Source organism: Pseudoalteromonas sp. QJM3NY_12, from assembly GCF_056173165.1.
This window is the reverse complement of record NZ_CM149661.1, coordinates 253,220-269,809: the sequence shown is the minus strand read 5'-3', so window position 1 is coordinate 269,809 and position 16,590 is coordinate 253,220. Positions and strand designations below refer to the sequence as shown.

Here is a 16,590-nt window from a genome sequence, read left to right as displayed (position 1 = left end):
TATGGACTTCAACCCGAATTCTTTACTTTGCGATTAACTAAATTAATCAGCAAAATGGCGCAAAATTATAGTACAAATTTCACGCCATGTAAACACTCAATTAAGCAACAACTGTGCTTAAAGTGCCTTGGTCAACAGAAACACCTGCGCCCATTGTTGTAGAGATAGTTACTTTCTTCAAGTAAACACCTTTAGCTTGAGAAGGTTTAGCCTTCTTAAGCGCAACAATTAGAGCTTCAAGGTTTTGTTGTAACTGCTCAGCAGTGAAATCAACCTTACCAATAGTAGTATGGATGATACCATTTTTGTCATTGCGGTAACGCACTTGACCTGCTTTCGCATTTTTAACTGCTTCTGCAACGTTAGGTGTTACAGTACCAGTTTTAGGGTTTGGCATTAGACCACGTGGGCCTAAGATTTGACCTAGTTGACCAACAACACGCATAGCGTCTGGTGATGCAACAACAACGTCAAAATTCATCTCGCCTTTCTTAACTAGGTCAGCAAGATCTTCCATGCCTACTAATTCAGCACCGGCTTCTTTTGCAGCTTCTGCATTAGCGCCTTGAGTGAATACAGCAACACGAACGTCACGACCAGTACCGTTAGGTAGTACAGTAGCACCACGAACGTTTTGATCAGATTTACGAGCATCGATACCAAGGTTAACAGCAACGTCAACACTTTCTACGAATTTAGCTGTCGCTAATTCTTTTAAAAGAGCAACTGCTTCGTTAATTTCGTAATCTTTAGTTACTTCCACTTTTTCGCGGATAGTACGCATACGTTTAGTTAATTTAGCCATTATCTTAGTCCTCTACGTTCAAGCCCATCGCACGCGCAGAACCTGCGATAGTGCGAACCGCAGCTTCTAAATCAGAAGCTGTAAGGTCTGGTTTCTTTGTCTCAACGATTTCTTCAAGTTGAGCACGAGTTACTGTGCCTACTTTTTCAGTGTTAGGACGGCCTGAACCAGATTTGATACCTGCAGCTTTCTTAAGTAAGTAAGCAGCCGGTGGCGTTTTCATGTCAAACGTAAATGAACGGTCGCCGTAAACAGAGATCACTACAGGAACTGGAGCGCCTTTTTCGATAGATTCTGTACGTGCGTTGAACGCTTTACAGAATTCCATGATGTTTACACCGTGTTGACCTAGTGCTGGACCTACTGGAGGACTAGGGTTAGCCATACCAGCAGCAACTTGTAGCTTGATTAGAGCTTCAACTTTCTTAGCCATTATAAATACCTCATTAGGTGGGTCTTAGCCTTGTGCGCGCGAGGACGCGTACTCTAGCGGCTTCCCAGTTTAAAAATTGGTTTCTCACTTTTTAGTAAACAGTTAAACAAACGTTTTCCCTGAATACAAAAAGGCCGCTGATTATAAGTTAATCAGCGGCCTTTTTCAAGCTTCGTGCCAAAAATTAAGGAATTTTTAACACAACGCTTTAAATCAATTACTTATCTTGTTCAACTTGACCAAATTCAAGTTCAACTGGCGTAGAACGACCAAAAATAAGTACAGACACTTTTACGCGGCTCTTTTCGTAGTCAACTTCTTCAACCACACCACTAAAGTCTGCAAATGGACCATCAGTAACTCGAACCACTTCACCCGGCTCAAATAATGTTGCTGGTTTAGGCGCTTCTGCGTTCTCTTGTAGACGGTTAAGAATACGATCAGCTTCTTTGGTGCTAATAGGCGCAGGACGGTCTGATGTGCCACCAATAAAGCCCATAACACGTTCAGTGCTATTTACTAAGTGCCAGCTGGCATCATTCATATCCATTTGTACTAGTACGTAACCTGGGAAGAATTTACGCTCAGATTTACGCTTTTGACCAGCACGCATCTCTACTACTTCTTCAGTAGGAACTAATACTTCACCAAAGCTGTCTTCTAGACCTTTGATTTTAATATGCTCTAATAATGTTTGAGCAACACGCTTCTCATAACCTGAGAAAGCCTGTACTACGTACCAACGTAGTTTCTTTTCGTTATTCTCATCCGACATGGGATCAGATCTCCAATCCAGTTAAAAAGCCTACAGCGCGGAATAATATGCCATCTAATCCCCAAAGAATTAATGCCATAATCACTGTTGCAACCATTACGATTAATGTCGTGTGCGTTGTCTCTTGACGCGTTGGCCAAACTACCTTGCGTACTTCTATACGCGCTTCTTTTGCAAAAGCAAGGAATGTACGTCCCTTGAAAGTTTGCGAAGCAATAGCTAAACCCGCAGCTATCGCAACCACAACGCCAATGGCACGTAGTAATACAGACTGATCTGCAAACATATGGTTACCAACGACTGCGCCTGCAAGTAGCGCAATTGCTACTAACCACTTTACTGACTCCATCCCACTCGATGGTGTTTCTATATTCGTGCTCATAATATTATTACCTTAACTACAGACACAACAACCCTGCACGTCGACAGGGTTAATCCATTAAAATCTAAACTTAAAAACAAGCTTACTTAAACCGATTTTTAGTTCTAGACTTTACTCACTTTGTAAAAAATTGGCAGGGGCGGAGAGATTCGAACTCCCAACCGTCGGTTTTGGAGACCGCTGTTCTACCAATTGGAACTACGCCCCTGCAAAGTGGATGCCTATTATACTTACGCAATTCATTAACACAAGAGTAAAAAGATACCCATAACTTAAAATCTCACTGGCGGCTGTAAAAAATCAAACTTAACATTATTCAAAAAGCAGTTTATGATTGTTTCAATTTTAGGAATACTGCCTGCACAAGGAAGCCCGTGCCTTTACTTCAAACCCTATTCAAAACCCTCATTTTGAGTATTTTTTGCTTGTTTCATAGCATCCTTATTGCCCGCCCTATTCACTTAGATACATTTTCGAGTGAACAAGGATTATCGCAAAATTCCATTACATGCAGCATCACTGATGAACAAGGATTTCATTGGTTTGCAACACAAGGCGGTCTTAATCGCTTTGATGGTTATGAGTTTAAACGCTTCAAGTCTCACCCTACTGAGGCTAGTATTTCAGGAAATTGGGTCACCGATTGTCTTACTGGCGGCCCTCATGCTATCTGGTTTTCTACAGCCAGTAATGGTTTAAACTTACTTGATACTCAAACCGGTCAATTTAAGGTTTTTAATACGCAAACTGAGTTGGCTATTACTGATAATCGCATTTGGTCATTGGCTTCAGATAATCTAAATAATATTTGGTTAGGCCATGAACATGGAAAGTTAACACGATTAAATATAGTCAATAATGAAGTAGAGTCATTTAGCTATACTAGCCCCGAGCAAGCTAATACAGTCATACAAGATATTGTCATAGATGCTCAACAGAATATCTGGTTAGCGACCAACGAGGGATTAATTAAATTTAACCCCGAGCTAAAAACGTTTAAACACATAGCAAAGAGCCATAAAAATTTATGGCGGTTGCACTTAGATACACAAGGGCAGCTATTACTAGCAAGCAAACAAGGCCTTAGCTTATTTATTCCAACAACAGAGGCTTTTGCGGAGTTTGCTCAATTTGCAGATGTATGGATCACCGATATATTAATTGACGACACCGATACCTTGTGGCTTACAAGTTATGGAAAAGGTTTATTTTACAAAACAGAGCAAAGTACATCTAAAAATAACTTTGAGCACATAACGCACAATAAACAGCAACTAAATGGGCTTGCTAATGATTACCTTTTGTCAGTCTATCAAGACCAGTTCGGTATCATTTGGATTGGTACTGATGGCTATGGCTTGCAACGTTATGATAAAAAGCAAAATCAATTTTCGCATCAACAGCACTTGAGCGATGATGAGACTACTATTAGTCATAATTTTGTTCGCGCTCTACTTAAAGATTCACAAGGTCGGTTATGGGTTGGTACGCGTGATGGCTTAAACAAACAAACCGACACTGGCTTTAAGCGCTATAGAGTTAACTCAAAATTGCAAAGCGGCCTTACTAATAATAATGTATTTAGCCTGCATGAAGATAAGCAACAGCGACTTTGGGTTGGTACCTATGGCGGTGGGTTACTGCAATACAATCCAGCTGAAGATAATTTTATTGCCTATACAATGCAAAGCCATCAGCTTAGTAGCGATCGAGTTTATGCGATAACGAGCGATCCTAAAGGTAATTTATGGCTAGGTAGTAACCAAGGTTTAACACGCTTTAATCCCGACACTTTAGAGGTTCAACATTACAAGCACGACGACTCAGTAAATAGCCTTGCTAACAATACCGTATTTACCGTGCTCTATGATCACAATGCGAACGGATTATGGATCGGGACGCGTGCAGGTTTAGACTATCTAAGTATGGCGGATGAATCATTTACTCATTACCCCTCGGATCAGACATCGCAAACTGGTTTAAGCCATAATATGGTCACCTCTTTGCACTTGCAAAATAACGATACCCTATGGGTGGGTACCTTTGGTGGTTTAAACCGCCTTGATAAAAAAACACAAAAAATCTCTTACATTACCGAACATGATGGATTACTAAACGATAATATTTTTGCTATTAAAGATGATAGTAAAGGCCACTTATGGCTAAGCAGTAACCAAGGGCTCACTCGCTATAATCCCACGAATCAAGCTATGCAGCATTTTTTACCTCGTGACGGCGTGCAGCATAATTCGTTTATTTTAGGTGCCGCTTTTCAAGCAGCTGATGGCGAGCTATTTTTTGGCGGAATCAATGGTTTTAATCAGTTTTACCCTAGTAAACTGCTATTGAGTACTTCAGCTCCAACCCCAGTGTTAACTGAGCTATTAATTTATAACCAAGCAAGTTCAACAAAAAACTATCTAACAGATCAAAAACAGCCAGCAAAACTAATAAATCATACTAAAAAACTCTCTTTTCCAACTAGCCAAGGGGTCATTGGCTTTAAATATTCCGCCGTTAATAATGCCTCATCTGCTAATCAATACCAGTATGCTTACAAGCTAAGTGGTTTAGATAAGCAATTTATCTATACCGATGCAAGCCAACGACAAGTTAACTATTCACAGCTAAGTGCAGGTGACTATCAATTACAATTAAAAGTTAGCGATCAATACGGGCAATGGAGCAAAGTTCACACTATGCTAAAGCTGACAGTAACGCCTCCTTGGTGGCAAACGAAATTGGCGTATGCGGCTTATTTTATAATAGCTTTGATTATTACATGGTTAATTTTAGCGTCACGCTATCGAGCTAAAACCGCAGAGCAACTCATTCAACAAGAAAGAAAGCTTACTCAACTAAAGACCCAATTTTTAGATAATATTAGCCATGAACTTAAAACGCCACTGAGCTTAATTTTAGCGCCAGTAGAAAACTTACAACAGCAACAACTCGGTGCTCAAGCGCAACATCAAGTTTCTATAATTAAACGCAACGGGCACCGTCTGCTTAATTTAATTAATGAGCTATTACAGCTCAGCCAGCGCCCAAGTGCGACTATAGAATATGTATCCGCTTATTCTATAAGCCCTTTTATAAAACAAATAGTAGACGACTTCGCTATTTTGTTTGCTCAAAAAAATATTAGTTTTTCCTTTAAAGACAATACGCAAAGTCCTAGTTATATAAATTTAGAAACTAAGCATACTTTATCTATTATTGATAATTTATTGACCAATGCACTTAAATACACCCCATCAGATGGAACCGTTAACCTAACGCTTTCTAACACAAACAATAATGTTGTTATAACGGTATCTGATACTGGTATTGGTATCGAAGAACACCAGCAAGCGCTTATTTTTGAACGTTTTACTCGTGTTGCAACACACAACCAAACAGGCAGTGGTATAGGTCTCGCGCTGGTTAAGCAGCTTGTAGAGCAATACGGTGGGCAAATTTCATTAGTTAGTAAAATCAACAAGGGAAGTTGCTTCACAGTCACTTTGCCATTGTGTGAATCAGATAACTTATTAACGGATAAACAATTATCGTCCTCTCAAACTATGCCGCTAAAAAACAACAAAAAGCTACTCATTGTTGAAGATAACGAAGAAATGCGTGAGTTACTGGTTTCATTGTTTAGTGATAACTACACCTGTCTGAGCGCTAATAATGGAGAAGAAGGGCTTTTACTGTGCCAAACTCAAATGCCCGATTTGGTACTCAGTGACGTGATGATGCCAACGATGGATGGATATCAGCTTCTAAGCGCTATTCGCTCAGACATTTCAATAAACCACATTCCTGTTTTATTACTCTCTGCCAAAGCAGACAGTCGCAGCAGAATAAAAGGACTTGATTTACTGGCCGATGACTACCTGTGTAAACCCTTTGAAGCATCATTATTAAAGAGTCGGATTCATGGCCTATTAGGTATTCGTGATGCGTTAAATAAACACTTAGTTAAACAGTTATCAGCTCAAGCACATGCTGTGACCTTAGATGCGCAAATAGAGCAGAATAAAGATTACACGTTTACTGAACGCTTAAAAACAATTTTGCGTGACAATTATCAAAATGAACTGTTTAGCGTCGAAGAGTTTGCCAGTGCAATGTGTTTGAGCCCTCGTGCACTGCAATTAAAAATGAAAGCACTTTTTGACATTACACCCAGTGATTACATTCGCAATACCCGCCTAGAATATGCAGCAAAATTATTAGCTGATAGCGACTTAACCATAGGTTTAGTTGCAGATAACACCGGCTTTAGTTCTCAAAGTTACTTTGCTCGTTGCTTTAAAGCCAAATATACAGTGACACCTAAACAATATAGAGAAGCACAACCATGTAAAAGTAATTAGCTTCGCATTTGTACTCAAAGCTTTCGCCTGAGTACTATTTTTAGGTTGCTGATTTATTTAAATTAACCTAAATTAGCCATTGCTAAAAAATAACTACAAATGTAATTAAGTAGATAAATTAAGGAAAATACTATGCTCTCATCCATACAAAAAACGCTACTTGCCACAGCATTAATAACGAGCTTAAGCGCATGTCAAAGCACTTCAACCAACGTCACTTCAAATAAAAATTCACCTGACATTAATGAAGTAAGTAAACAAAAATACAATGGCCCTAAAGCACGTATCGCCGTAGCGCGTTTCACTGATAAATCAAATAACTCAAGGTGGTGGCGAAAAGAAATTGGTGAAGGTATGGCAGATCAACTTACCACCGCCCTTGTTGGCACTAATCGCTTTATTGTATTAGAACGTCAAGCACTAGACGCTGTGCTTTCGGAGCAAGATTTAGCAGTATCGGGCAGAGTGAGTGCACAATCGGGTGCAGCGTATGGCGAAATTGAAGGCGCTGAGATTGTAGTCGTTGCAGCGGTTACTGAGTTTGATGATGACAGTTCAGGTGCAAGTGTTGGTTCGGGCGGTTTTATTGGTGATGTGTTTAGCTCTGTTTCAGCTGGCTTTTCTGGATCGCATATGGCTATTGACCTAAGATTAATTGATACGCGCACTTCACGTATTTTAGCTGCAACTAGTGTTGAAGGCGGTAGTAAAGATTTTAACTTTACAAGCGCAGCAACAAACTTTGGTGGCGCACTGGTTGGAGGAAGTCTTAGTGGTTGGTCAGATACACCAAAAGAAAAAGCACTACGTGAAGTAATAATTAAAGCCGTTGAGTTTTTAGAAACTAAAATCCCAGACACCTATTATCGCTATAACCAAAACAACACGCTTGCTGCAGGCTATACAGCACCACCACCGCCAAAGGTCGCTAGTAAAAAAGTAGCACCTGCTGCTGTCGATGTGCCAAATCATAGAATGCCACATTATGAAAAAATGGACTTAGCAATGTCTCGTATGAACTTGGTTTGCTTAGGCTATTTAAAAAACCAACCTGATTATGAAGAATTTGAGACTGAAGACGTAAAATACGACCGTCAAACTGTATTAGCACTACGCGAATATCAACAAGAAAAGAGCTTAAAAGTAACAGGCCTTGCCGATGAAACAACAAAGAAATCTTTAGATGACACAAAGTGTTTAGCTAAAACTCAAAAATCAGGGCTTGAAAGCTTAGGCAGCATGTTTCAATTTAACTAAGCAACCAACACAATTCATTTAAATCAAAAAAAGCGGCTATCCCCTAGCCGCTTTTAATCTACTCGTAATAACTCACCGCGATAAAAATCACACAGTAACCATATTTGCTCAAATTGATGGGTATTTGGAAAAACTATTGTTTTTATTGCCGCTTCAAAGTCGCTCTTATGCCAAATAGTGCTAGCGTTACGAATTAGCAACCAGGTACGTTTTGAGTAATAACGCTTAGTCGCTTTTTGTTTAAGCAATCGTCCTAATGCTGATTGCAGTCGGTTTTCACTGGGCTGTTGTGCCATGTCAGCTAAATCACGTTGCATATGTATTGATAATGGCCGACCTAACACGGCCATTGCTTCGGTTTCGCTGGCATATAAATGCGCCACTTCTATATCGAGTTGCTCATTTTCTTGATAACAACTTACATCGGGTCTATTTGGTTTATTATGCCAAATATGGCGCATATGAATACCGGTTTGCTGCTCATAGCAACGCAAAAACAACTTAGCTGCATCGTGCTCTAGCTGTTGTTTTTCGGCATCACTGCTGCGCTTCATGCAATACCTTATAAACGTCATTTAACAGCGAGGAAGCGCCAAACCTAAATGTCTCTGGTGCTAAATATTCATGCCCCATAATCTCAGTTGTTAGCTGCAAATAAGCATTGGCATCACCTGTCGTTTTCACACCGCCTGCGGCCTTAAAACCAACTGGTTTTGATGACTTTTTGATGGCATTAAGCATAATTTCAGTTGCTTCAAGCGTGGCGTTAACCGCAACTTTACCGGTGCTGGTTTTTACAAAATCAGCTCCCCCTTGAATAGCAAGCTCGGTTGCTTGAGCAATAAGCGCAGGTGTTTTTAGCTCACCGCTTTCAATAATCACTTTAAGTTTAGCGCGACTACCACATGCTTTTTTACTTTCACTCACGTATTCCAGTACTGTATCGGCTTCGCCTTTTATAAGTGCTTTATAAGGAATGACTAAGTCTATTTCATCGGCCCCACGCTCTATGGCTATTAGTGTTTCATTAAGCACTTCATTAAGTGGCGCATCACCTGTAGGAAAGTTGGTTACTGTGGCCACTTTTACATGACTCAATAGCCGATTAGCGAGCGCTATTTTTGCATCATCTACAAATTCACTAAACACACAAACTGCAGCGGGTATGCCTAACTTAAGATCAATACTGTTTACTAATGCATTAATACTAGCTTGATTATCATCGGTGTTTAAACTGGTTAAATCCATTAAACTAACAACTAGCATGGCGTTTTGAGTATTATTTGTCATTTTATGCCCATGAAATTTTAAAAACCTTAAACTATATAAGCATCATAGCTTAATCTTGCTATAGCTCATAACCAAACACTATAAGCGCGTTTTTTATACTAAACAGCACTCTATCCCTTACTAAATAAGATTTAGACCTAAAAAACACAGTTTATATAACTTTTGAGTATATCAACTAAGATTTAATTATTTTTTACTTATCAATAGCCGCTATATTCTGCCTGTGTATTAAACACTTTATTATCTTTTTAGGGGCGTTACTCAGTGCAATATTTACCTATCTTTACCAAACTCGACAACAAGCCAGTATTGGTGGTTGGCGGTGGAGAAGTTGCCTTGCGAAAATGCCGCGCGTTTTTAAAAGCACGTGCTGCAGTAACCTTAGTTGCCCCGTGGTTTTGTGATGAATTAAAAGAACATGCGCACAGCAATGAAGTTACTTTAATAGATGCCTATTTTGAAGAGTCACATCTTGATGGCAAAATTTTGATTATTGCCGCCACCGACAATGATGAAGTTAATAATACGGTTTTTGAACTCGCCAATGCACGTAATGTGTTTGTGAACGTGGTGGATGATCAACCTAAATGTACGTTTATTTTTCCCTCTATTGTTGATCGCAACCCAATTACCATTGCGATTTCAAGTGCAGGTACCGCACCGGTATTAGCAAGACGTTTACGTGAAAAGCTCGAAACACTTATTCCACAGCATATTGGCCCTCTCGCCAACTTAGTCGGTGGTTTTCGTCACAAAGTAAAACAACGCTTTAAACACTTCGCCGATCGTCGCCAGTTTTGGGAAGGCGTGTTTGATTCATCAGTAGTGAGTAAAGTCCAAACCGGTGATACCCATGGCGCTGAGCAACAACTAGAGCAAATGCTAGATGCCAAAGTAGAGCCTGAAGGTGAAGTATACGTAGTCGGTGCAGGCCCAGGCGACCCAGAGTTACTCACCCTAAAAGCATTGCAGCTAATGCAACAAGCCGACGTGGTGGTATATGATTACTTAGTTTCTGATGAAATCATGGAGTTAGTGCGCCGCGATGCAGATTTAATTTGTGTGGGTAAACGCCTAGGCGATCATAGCGTAGCTCAAGAAGATACCAATAAGATGCTAGTTGATTTAGCGCAACAAGGTAAAAAAGTATGTCGTATTAAAGGCGGCGACCCATTTATTTATGGTCGTGGTGGCGAAGAAGTACAAGTACTGGCAGCCAATAACGTAAATTACCAGATAGTGCCAGGTATAACGGCGGCCGCAGGCTGTAGTGCCTATGCAGGTATTCCTTTAACGCATCGCGATCATGCTCAAGCTATTCAATTTGTTACTGGTCACTGTAAAAAGGAAGGCCAAGAGCTTAATTGGCAGTCGCTTGCACAAAAAAACCAAACACTGGCTATTTATATGGGGGTGATTAAATCGCCGCATATTCAAGCCGAGCTATTAAAACATGGGCGAGAAGCAACAACACCAGTAGCAATTATTGAAAACGGCACACGTGAAAATCAACGCGTAGTTACCGGACAGTTAGACCAATTAGCGCAGCTAATTGAACAATATGATATTATTTCACCGGCATTACTCATTATTGGTGAAGTGGCTTCGCTGCATAAAGAATTAAACTGGTTTGGCGAAAAAGCACAGATCAGTAGCTTTGCTCAACCGCTTACAGACGTAGCGTAGTTTAACAGATTTTAATTTAATCATTTTAGTAGGACGACCAACAATGGCTTTAACTCACCTTCAGCAACTTGAAGCTGAAAGTATCAAAATCATGCGCGAAGTCGCCGCTGAGTTTGAGAACCCAGTTATGCTTTACTCAATCGGTAAAGATTCATCGGTACTTTTGCATTTAGCTCGTAAAGCATTTTACCCTGCGAAAATTCCGTTTCCGTTATTACACGTAGACACCAACTGGAAGTTTCGTGAAATGATTGAGTTTCGCGACCGTTTGGCTAAAGAGTACGGCTTTGATTTAATCGTACACAAAAACCCTGAAGGTATCGAAATGGGTGTAGGTCCGTTTACACATGGTTCGGGTAAACATACCGATATCATGAAAACCCAAGGGCTAAAGCAAGCGCTTAATAAATACGGTTTTGATGCCGCATTTGGTGGCGCACGTCGTGATGAAGAGAAATCACGGGCTAAAGAGCGTGTTTACTCATTTCGTGATAAACACCATCGCTGGGATCCTAAAAACCAACGTCCTGAGCTTTGGAATACCTATAACAGCCAAGTGAACCCAGGAGAAAGCATTCGTGTATTCCCACTGTCTAACTGGACTGAACTAGATATTTGGCAATACATATATCAAGAAAACATCGAAATGGTGCCACTTTACCTTGCTAAAGAGCGTCCTGTAGTAGAGCGCGATGGTACTTTAATTATGGTTGATGACGATCGCATGCCACTTAATGAAGGTGAAGTACCGCAAATGAAGTCGGTTCGCTTTAGAACATTAGGCTGTTACCCACTCACAGGTGCAGTGGAATCTACCGCCAGCAATCTAACCGAAATTATTGAAGAAATGCTGCTTTCATCGTCATCTGAACGTGAAGGTCGAGTGATTGATCATGATTCAGCAGGCTCTATGGAGAAGAAAAAACGTGAGGGGTATTTCTAATGTCTAACCTAAATAACGATACATTTAATGAAGTAAAAGAAATTGGTATAGACGCTTACCTAGCACGTCAACAAGATAAAAGCTTATTGCGTATGCTGACTTGTGGCAGTGTGGATGACGGTAAATCAACCTTAATTGGCCGCCTACTGCACGATAGTCACCAAATTTATGAAGATCAGCTAGCCGCGCTTCATAAAGATAACGAAAAAGTAGGTAACGCCGGTAAAGATCTTGATTTAGCACTGTTAGTAGATGGCCTACAAGCTGAGCGTGAACAAGGTATAACAATTGACGTAGCGTACCGCTATTTCTCAACCGCTAAGCGTAAATTTATTATTGCCGACACCCCAGGGCATGAGCAGTACACCCGAAACATGGTTACCGGTGCATCAACCAGTGATGTTGCCATTATTTTAGTGGATGCGCGCTATGGCGTGCAGGTACAAACTAAGCGTCATAGTTTTATTTGTGACTCATTAGGCATTAAGCAGTTTGTGGTTGCGGTTAACAAAATGGATATTGTTGATTTTGATGAAACCGTTTATGAAAAAATTAAAGCCGATTATTTAAAATTTGCCAAGCAACTTAACGTATCAAATATTAAGTTTGTGCCTATGTCGGCACTTAAAGGCGATAACGTAGTAACCCGCTCTGCACATACTCCTTATTACACCGACAAGCCGTTGCTTGAGCTGTTAGAAGACTCACCAGCCGCTGAAATCGACACTGGTTTTGAAGCGCGTCTTCCGGTGCAATACGTGGTACGCCCTAATCTAAACTTCCGTGGCTTTCAAGGCACGCTTACATCGGGTAAATTACGTGTAGGTGATGAAGTAAAGGTACTGCCTTCAGGCAAAACATCACATATTAAAGAAATAGTTACTTTTGATGGCAACCTCGACACCGCCGAGGCAGGCCAAGCAATTACAGTGACACTTAATACTGAAATAGATATTAGCCGAGGAGACGTTATTGTGCCTGCAAATTCGCAAGCGCAAGTAACTAACCAATTACAGGCTAAAATTGTGTGGATGCACGAGTCACCATTGGTGCTCGGTAAAAGTTACAACCTTAAACTTGGCAGCAAAAACACCTCGGCAATGGTCACAAAAATTGACCACACAATTGATGTAAACACGTTAGAGCATGGCAGTGCAGATTCATTGCAGTTAAACGAAATTGCGATTGTGACACTGGAGCTGACCGAGACTATTTTAGCCGATCAGTACCATCATAATCATGAAACCGGCTCGTTTATTCTTATTGATCGTTTATCAAACTTAACGGTTGCAGCAGGAATGATAGAACAGGTACTGAAAAGTGAAGAAAACGCAGGACAATTCAGCGACTTTGAAGTTGAATTTAATGCCCTTGTACGCAAGCACTTCCCGCATTGGCAAGCACTTGATATTTCAAAGCTATAACGTTAATGAACGCCTGTTAGGAACATTTAAAGCATGGTAGAACAGCTCATTTTAACAGGCATTATGTTGCTTTTAGTTGGGTGCCTGTTTGGCACCCGTATTAATCCTGCATGGTTATTTGTTAGTGCCATAGGCACCAGCTACCTAACCGGGTTAATAGATTTAGAAAGCATGCTGGTTAATTACACTAACTCATCATTGATTACTTTAGTGTTATTAATTTTAGTGTCGATAGCAATAGAAAAAACCACGCTTATTCAGCGCTTAGCCAAATCGTTATCCAGTGGTAGTTTAGTTAAGTCTGTAACTAAACTAGGGCTGTCTACTGCCTTTTTATCGTCGTTTACTAATAATACCGCGGTAGTTGCCTCATTAATTACCGCCATAAAGGATAACCCAAACCACTCTCCCTCAAAGCTATTGCTGCCCTTGTCGTACACCGCGATTTTAGGGGGTACTATTACGCTTATTGGCACCTCTACTAACTTAATCGTAAATGGCTTTGCAGTAGATGCGGGCATGGCGCCACTGGGCTTTTTTGATTTTACCTTGGTGGGTTTAGGCGCTCTTAGTGTGGGCTTAATTACTATTTTGGTGATGCTAAAATGCCTGCCCGACAACGGTAAAAATAGCCAAGAGGTAGTGCCTTTTTATCTAGAAGGGAAAGTGCAAACTGGCTCAAAGCTAATAAATTGCACTGTAGAAGAAAACGGTTTACGCGATTTAAAAGACTTGTTTTTGGCTGAAATTATTCGTGACGGCAACCGAATTTGCGCCGTGACCCCTCAACATATTATTCAACAAGACGATGTACTGCTGTTTGTGGGCGACATAAAGTCAGTGCCTTTGCTTACTCGCTTTGATGGTTTAAAAGTGGTGCACGACAAACACGAAAAAGACATTGAACACCTCGTTGAAGTTGTCGTTAGTCAGTCGTCTAAATTAATTGGCAAAACGGTAAAAGAAGCCCGCTTTAGAGAGCAATTTCATGCGGCCGTTATTGCTATTCGCCGTGGGCATGACCGTTTACAAGGCGGGCTTGGACAAGTGCGATTACAAGCAGGTGACTCACTCATTCTCGCTCCTGGTAAAAGCTTTTATGACCTAACTAACTTAAAACGCGAGTTTGTGTATATTTCAGGGCTCGATTTACAAACCCACCTCGGTGCAAAGCAATCAAATATTGTGTTGTTAAGCTTTGCAGGTGTGCTGGGATTAAGTATTTTAGGTGCAGTACCGCTGGTTAAAGGCTTGTTAGTGTTACTTATTGGCCTAATGCTGTGTGGTACTATTAAGCTAAGCGAAATAAAGCGCCGCTTTCCTATTGAGTTACTTGCTGTCGTGGGCAGTGCTATAGGTTTAGCTAAGCTGATGATAGGCACCGGCCTTGCTGGGCAAATATCAGACGCCATGTTTGTAGTGCTAGGCGACTTTGGCCCTTATGGCGCGTTTATCGCTATCTTTTTAATGACCGTACTATTTACCGAATTAATCACTAATAATGCCGCAGCAGCGCTATCCTTTCCGGTTGCCTACTCACTAGCCATTGGCTTTAACGTAGAACCTTTGCCGTTTATTATGGCAGTAGCATTTGGCGCTTCAGCCAGCTTTATTTCGCCTTTTGGTTATCAAACTAACCTAATGGTTTATAGCGCAGGTAACTACCGACGAAAAGACTATGTAATGATGGGGCTACCGCTTTCTATTATTTATTCAATCACCGTACTGACTTTGATCCCGCTGGTATTTCCGTTTTAATGCCCGCGCTTATAGCATAAAGAGACACAGCAAATGGATAACAATATTGTTTGGCATAATTACGCCACCACTAAAGTACAGCGCAGCGAACAAAAAAAGCATAAGCCGGCTATTTTATGGTTTACTGGTTTTTCTGGCTCAGGTAAAAGTACCGTTGCGAATGCACTAGAAGCAGCACTCAATCAGCAAGGTGCGCACACGTACCTACTTGATGGCGACAATGTACGCCATGGTTTATGTAAAGATTTAGGCTTTAGTGATGCCGATCGCGTTGAAAATATCCGCCGCGTAGGCGAAACCGCCAAGCTAATGGTTGATGCTGGTTTGTTAGTCCTTACTGCGTTTATATCTCCTTTTAAAGCTGAGCGCGACATGGTTCGTGAGTTAGTTGATGAGGGTGAATTTATCGAGGTATTCATCGACACCCCTCTTGAGGTGTGTGAAAGTCGCGACCCAAAAGGCTTATATAAAAAGGCACGCGCCGGTGAAATTAAACACTTTACTGGGATTGATTCAACTTACCAGCCGCCGGTTAATCCTGAAATAATTTTAGATACCAGTAAAAACACCCTAGACCAATCGGTAGCTCAACTGATAACGTATCTAAAACATCAGCATATACTATAGGCCCATCTAATGAACCAAACTGAACTGCTAGAAGAAACCCTTATTCTCGCTCGCGAAGCGGGAAGCGCGATTATGGGGATTTACAACAAAGACTTTAACGTTGAATACAAAGCTGATGAAAGCCCCGTAACCGACGCCGACTTAGCAGCTCATAAAATCATTAGTACAGGGCTCAAAAAGCTCACTCCCGATATTCCTGTATTGAGTGAAGAAAGTGCCGACATTGGTTGGGACGTACGCCAAACATGGAACAGCTATTGGCTGGTTGACCCAATTGATGGCACTAAAGAATTTATTAAAAAGAACGGTGAATTTACCGTTAATATTGCCCTAATCGAAAATGGCAAACCAGTTTTAGCTGTGGTTGATGCCCCTGCGCTAGGTGTATCGTACATAGCCGCCGAAGCCATTGGTGCTTTTAAAGACAAAGGCGATGAGCGCATCGAGCTTAAAGTCACCACCAAACCTAACAAAGGGCTTATTCGTGTTGTAGGCAGTCGCTCGCACCCCTCCCCTGATTTAGCTGAATTTGTAAAACGCTTTGATGAGGTTGAAATGGTGTCAAAAGGCAGTTCACTGAAACTGTGTTTAGTCGCCGAAGGCAGTGCTGATATTTACCCTCGCTTGGGCCCAACCTGTGAATGGGATACCGGAGCAGGCCATGCCATTGCCGAAATAGCCGGTGCAAAAGTGACTAAACTTGATGGCAGTCCGCTTATTTATAACACCAAAGATGAATATTTGAATCCATATTTTGTAGTTTCGGCTTTAGAAGAATAAGAGCTGGTTTAGCGTAAGTTGGGTTGAGCGGAGCGAAACCCAACATATACCTACCAGCTGCGGGCT

The 16,590-nt window shown here is 41.1% G+C and carries 14 protein-coding genes and 1 tRNA gene; 8 read left to right on the top strand and 7 right to left on the bottom strand.

The genetic code is table 11. The features are described 5' to 3' along the window. Window positions 1-100: 100 nt before the first annotated feature. The 5 genes from rplA to AC0VZ5_RS01275 all read right to left on the bottom strand — a co-directional run bounded on the left by rplA (window position 101) and on the right by AC0VZ5_RS01275 (window position 2,603). Window positions 101-805 carry a 50S ribosomal protein L1 gene (rplA, locus tag AC0VZ5_RS01295; RefSeq protein ID WP_010392122.1) on the bottom strand — a complete coding sequence of 235 codons (705 nt, stop codon included), beginning with the start codon at window positions 803-805 and terminating at the stop codon, window positions 101-103. Between the two features lie 4 nt (window positions 806-809). Next, window positions 810-1,238 carry a 50S ribosomal protein L11 gene (rplK, locus tag AC0VZ5_RS01290; protein WP_008108462.1) on the bottom strand — a complete coding sequence of 143 codons (429 nt, stop codon included), beginning with the start codon at window positions 1,236-1,238 and terminating at the stop codon, window positions 810-812. 217 nt (window positions 1,239-1,455) lie between these two features. Next, window positions 1,456-2,013, bottom strand: a complete 558-nt coding sequence (nusG, locus tag AC0VZ5_RS01285; protein WP_008108460.1) for a transcription termination/antitermination protein NusG — start codon at window positions 2,011-2,013, stop codon at window positions 1,456-1,458. A 4-nt stretch (window positions 2,014-2,017) separates the two neighbouring features. Continuing rightward, window positions 2,018-2,395: a preprotein translocase subunit SecE gene (gene secE, locus AC0VZ5_RS01280; protein ID WP_054202752.1), complete on the bottom strand. Its 378-nt coding sequence runs from the start codon at window positions 2,393-2,395 to the stop codon at window positions 2,018-2,020. A 131-nt stretch (window positions 2,396-2,526) separates the two neighbouring features. Continuing rightward, a tRNA-Trp gene (locus AC0VZ5_RS01275) sits at window positions 2,527-2,603 on the bottom strand. A gap of 166 nt (window positions 2,604-2,769) precedes the next feature. Here AC0VZ5_RS01275 and AC0VZ5_RS01270 point away from each other — a divergent pair. After that, entirely contained in the window at window positions 2,770-6,759 is a 3,990-nt protein-coding gene (locus AC0VZ5_RS01270; protein WP_475473874.1) for a hybrid sensor histidine kinase/response regulator transcription factor, read from the top strand. 132 nt (window positions 6,760-6,891) lie between these two features. Then, on the top strand, window positions 6,892-8,016 hold the full coding sequence (locus tag AC0VZ5_RS01265) for a CsgG/HfaB family protein (RefSeq protein WP_475473872.1): 1,125 nt from the start codon (window positions 6,892-6,894) through the stop codon (window positions 8,014-8,016). Between the two features lie 53 nt (window positions 8,017-8,069). On the opposite strand, the gene AC0VZ5_RS01260 is transcribed toward AC0VZ5_RS01265, so the two are convergent. Both AC0VZ5_RS01260 and deoC read right to left on the bottom strand, forming a co-directional pair. After that, entirely contained in the window at window positions 8,070-8,570 is a 501-nt protein-coding gene (locus tag AC0VZ5_RS01260; protein WP_138606661.1) for a hypothetical protein, read from the bottom strand. Further along, the gene (gene deoC / locus AC0VZ5_RS01255; RefSeq protein ID WP_178954650.1) at window positions 8,554-9,306 is read right to left on the bottom strand and encodes a deoxyribose-phosphate aldolase; all 753 of its coding nucleotides are present in this window, start codon (window positions 9,304-9,306) and stop codon (window positions 8,554-8,556) included. The genes AC0VZ5_RS01260 and deoC overlap by 17 nt, the downstream gene beginning before the upstream one ends. Window positions 9,307-9,570: 264 nt before the next feature. On the opposite strand from deoC, the gene cysG reads away from it, so the two are divergent. From cysG to cysQ, 6 genes are read left to right on the top strand one after another with little or no spacing between them, the layout of a single operon-like run. Continuing rightward, window positions 9,571-10,992 (top strand): siroheme synthase CysG, encoded by a 1,422-nt coding sequence (gene cysG / locus AC0VZ5_RS01250; protein WP_475473869.1) that lies wholly within the window; start codon window positions 9,571-9,573, stop codon window positions 10,990-10,992. Window positions 10,993-11,035: 43 nt separating this feature from the next. After that, on the top strand, window positions 11,036-11,935 hold the full coding sequence (cysD, locus tag AC0VZ5_RS01245) for a sulfate adenylyltransferase subunit CysD (RefSeq protein ID WP_008108450.1): 900 nt from the start codon (window positions 11,036-11,038) through the stop codon (window positions 11,933-11,935). After that, entirely contained in the window at window positions 11,935-13,359 is a 1,425-nt protein-coding gene (gene cysN / locus AC0VZ5_RS01240) for a sulfate adenylyltransferase subunit CysN (protein ID WP_475473867.1), read from the top strand. The genes cysD and cysN overlap by 1 nt, the downstream gene beginning before the upstream one ends. A gap of 33 nt (window positions 13,360-13,392) precedes the next feature. Further along, window positions 13,393-15,117 (top strand): SLC13 family permease, encoded by a 1,725-nt coding sequence (locus AC0VZ5_RS01235; protein WP_475473865.1) that lies wholly within the window; start codon window positions 13,393-13,395, stop codon window positions 15,115-15,117. A gap of 33 nt (window positions 15,118-15,150) precedes the next feature. After that, window positions 15,151-15,744, top strand: coding sequence for an adenylyl-sulfate kinase (gene cysC / locus AC0VZ5_RS01230; RefSeq protein ID WP_008108444.1), 594 nt, complete (start codon window positions 15,151-15,153; stop codon window positions 15,742-15,744). A 9-nt stretch (window positions 15,745-15,753) separates the two neighbouring features. Next, entirely contained in the window at window positions 15,754-16,524 is a 771-nt protein-coding gene (gene cysQ, locus AC0VZ5_RS01225) for a 3'(2'),5'-bisphosphate nucleotidase CysQ (protein WP_475473863.1), read from the top strand. Window positions 16,525-16,590: the final 66 nt, after the last annotated feature.

Coding starts and splice junctions, on each gene's coding strand:
- AC0VZ5_RS01235 (WP_475473865.1), top strand. CDS start 13,393: ATGGTAGAACAGCTCATTTTAACAGGCATTATGTTGCTTTTAGTTGGG.
- AC0VZ5_RS01260 (WP_138606661.1), bottom strand. CDS start 8,570: ATGAAGCGCAGCAGTGATGCCGAAAAACAACAGCTAGAGCACGATGCA.
- cysC (WP_008108444.1), top strand. CDS start 15,151: ATGGATAACAATATTGTTTGGCATAATTACGCCACCACTAAAGTACAG.
- cysQ (WP_475473863.1), top strand. CDS start 15,754: ATGAACCAAACTGAACTGCTAGAAGAAACCCTTATTCTCGCTCGCGAA.
- secE (WP_054202752.1), bottom strand. CDS start 2,395: ATGAGCACGAATATAGAAACACCATCGAGTGGGATGGAGTCAGTAAAG.
- cysD (WP_008108450.1), top strand. CDS start 11,036: ATGGCTTTAACTCACCTTCAGCAACTTGAAGCTGAAAGTATCAAAATC.
- rplK (WP_008108462.1), bottom strand. CDS start 1,238: ATGGCTAAGAAAGTTGAAGCTCTAATCAAGCTACAAGTTGCTGCTGGT.
- AC0VZ5_RS01265 (WP_475473872.1), top strand. CDS start 6,892: ATGCTCTCATCCATACAAAAAACGCTACTTGCCACAGCATTAATAACG.
- nusG (WP_008108460.1), bottom strand. CDS start 2,013: ATGTCGGATGAGAATAACGAAAAGAAACTACGTTGGTACGTAGTACAG.
- cysN (WP_475473867.1), top strand. CDS start 11,935: ATGTCTAACCTAAATAACGATACATTTAATGAAGTAAAAGAAATTGGT.
- rplA (WP_010392122.1), bottom strand. CDS start 805: ATGGCTAAATTAACTAAACGTATGCGTACTATCCGCGAAAAAGTGGAA.
- deoC (WP_178954650.1), bottom strand. CDS start 9,306: ATGACAAATAATACTCAAAACGCCATGCTAGTTGTTAGTTTAATGGAT.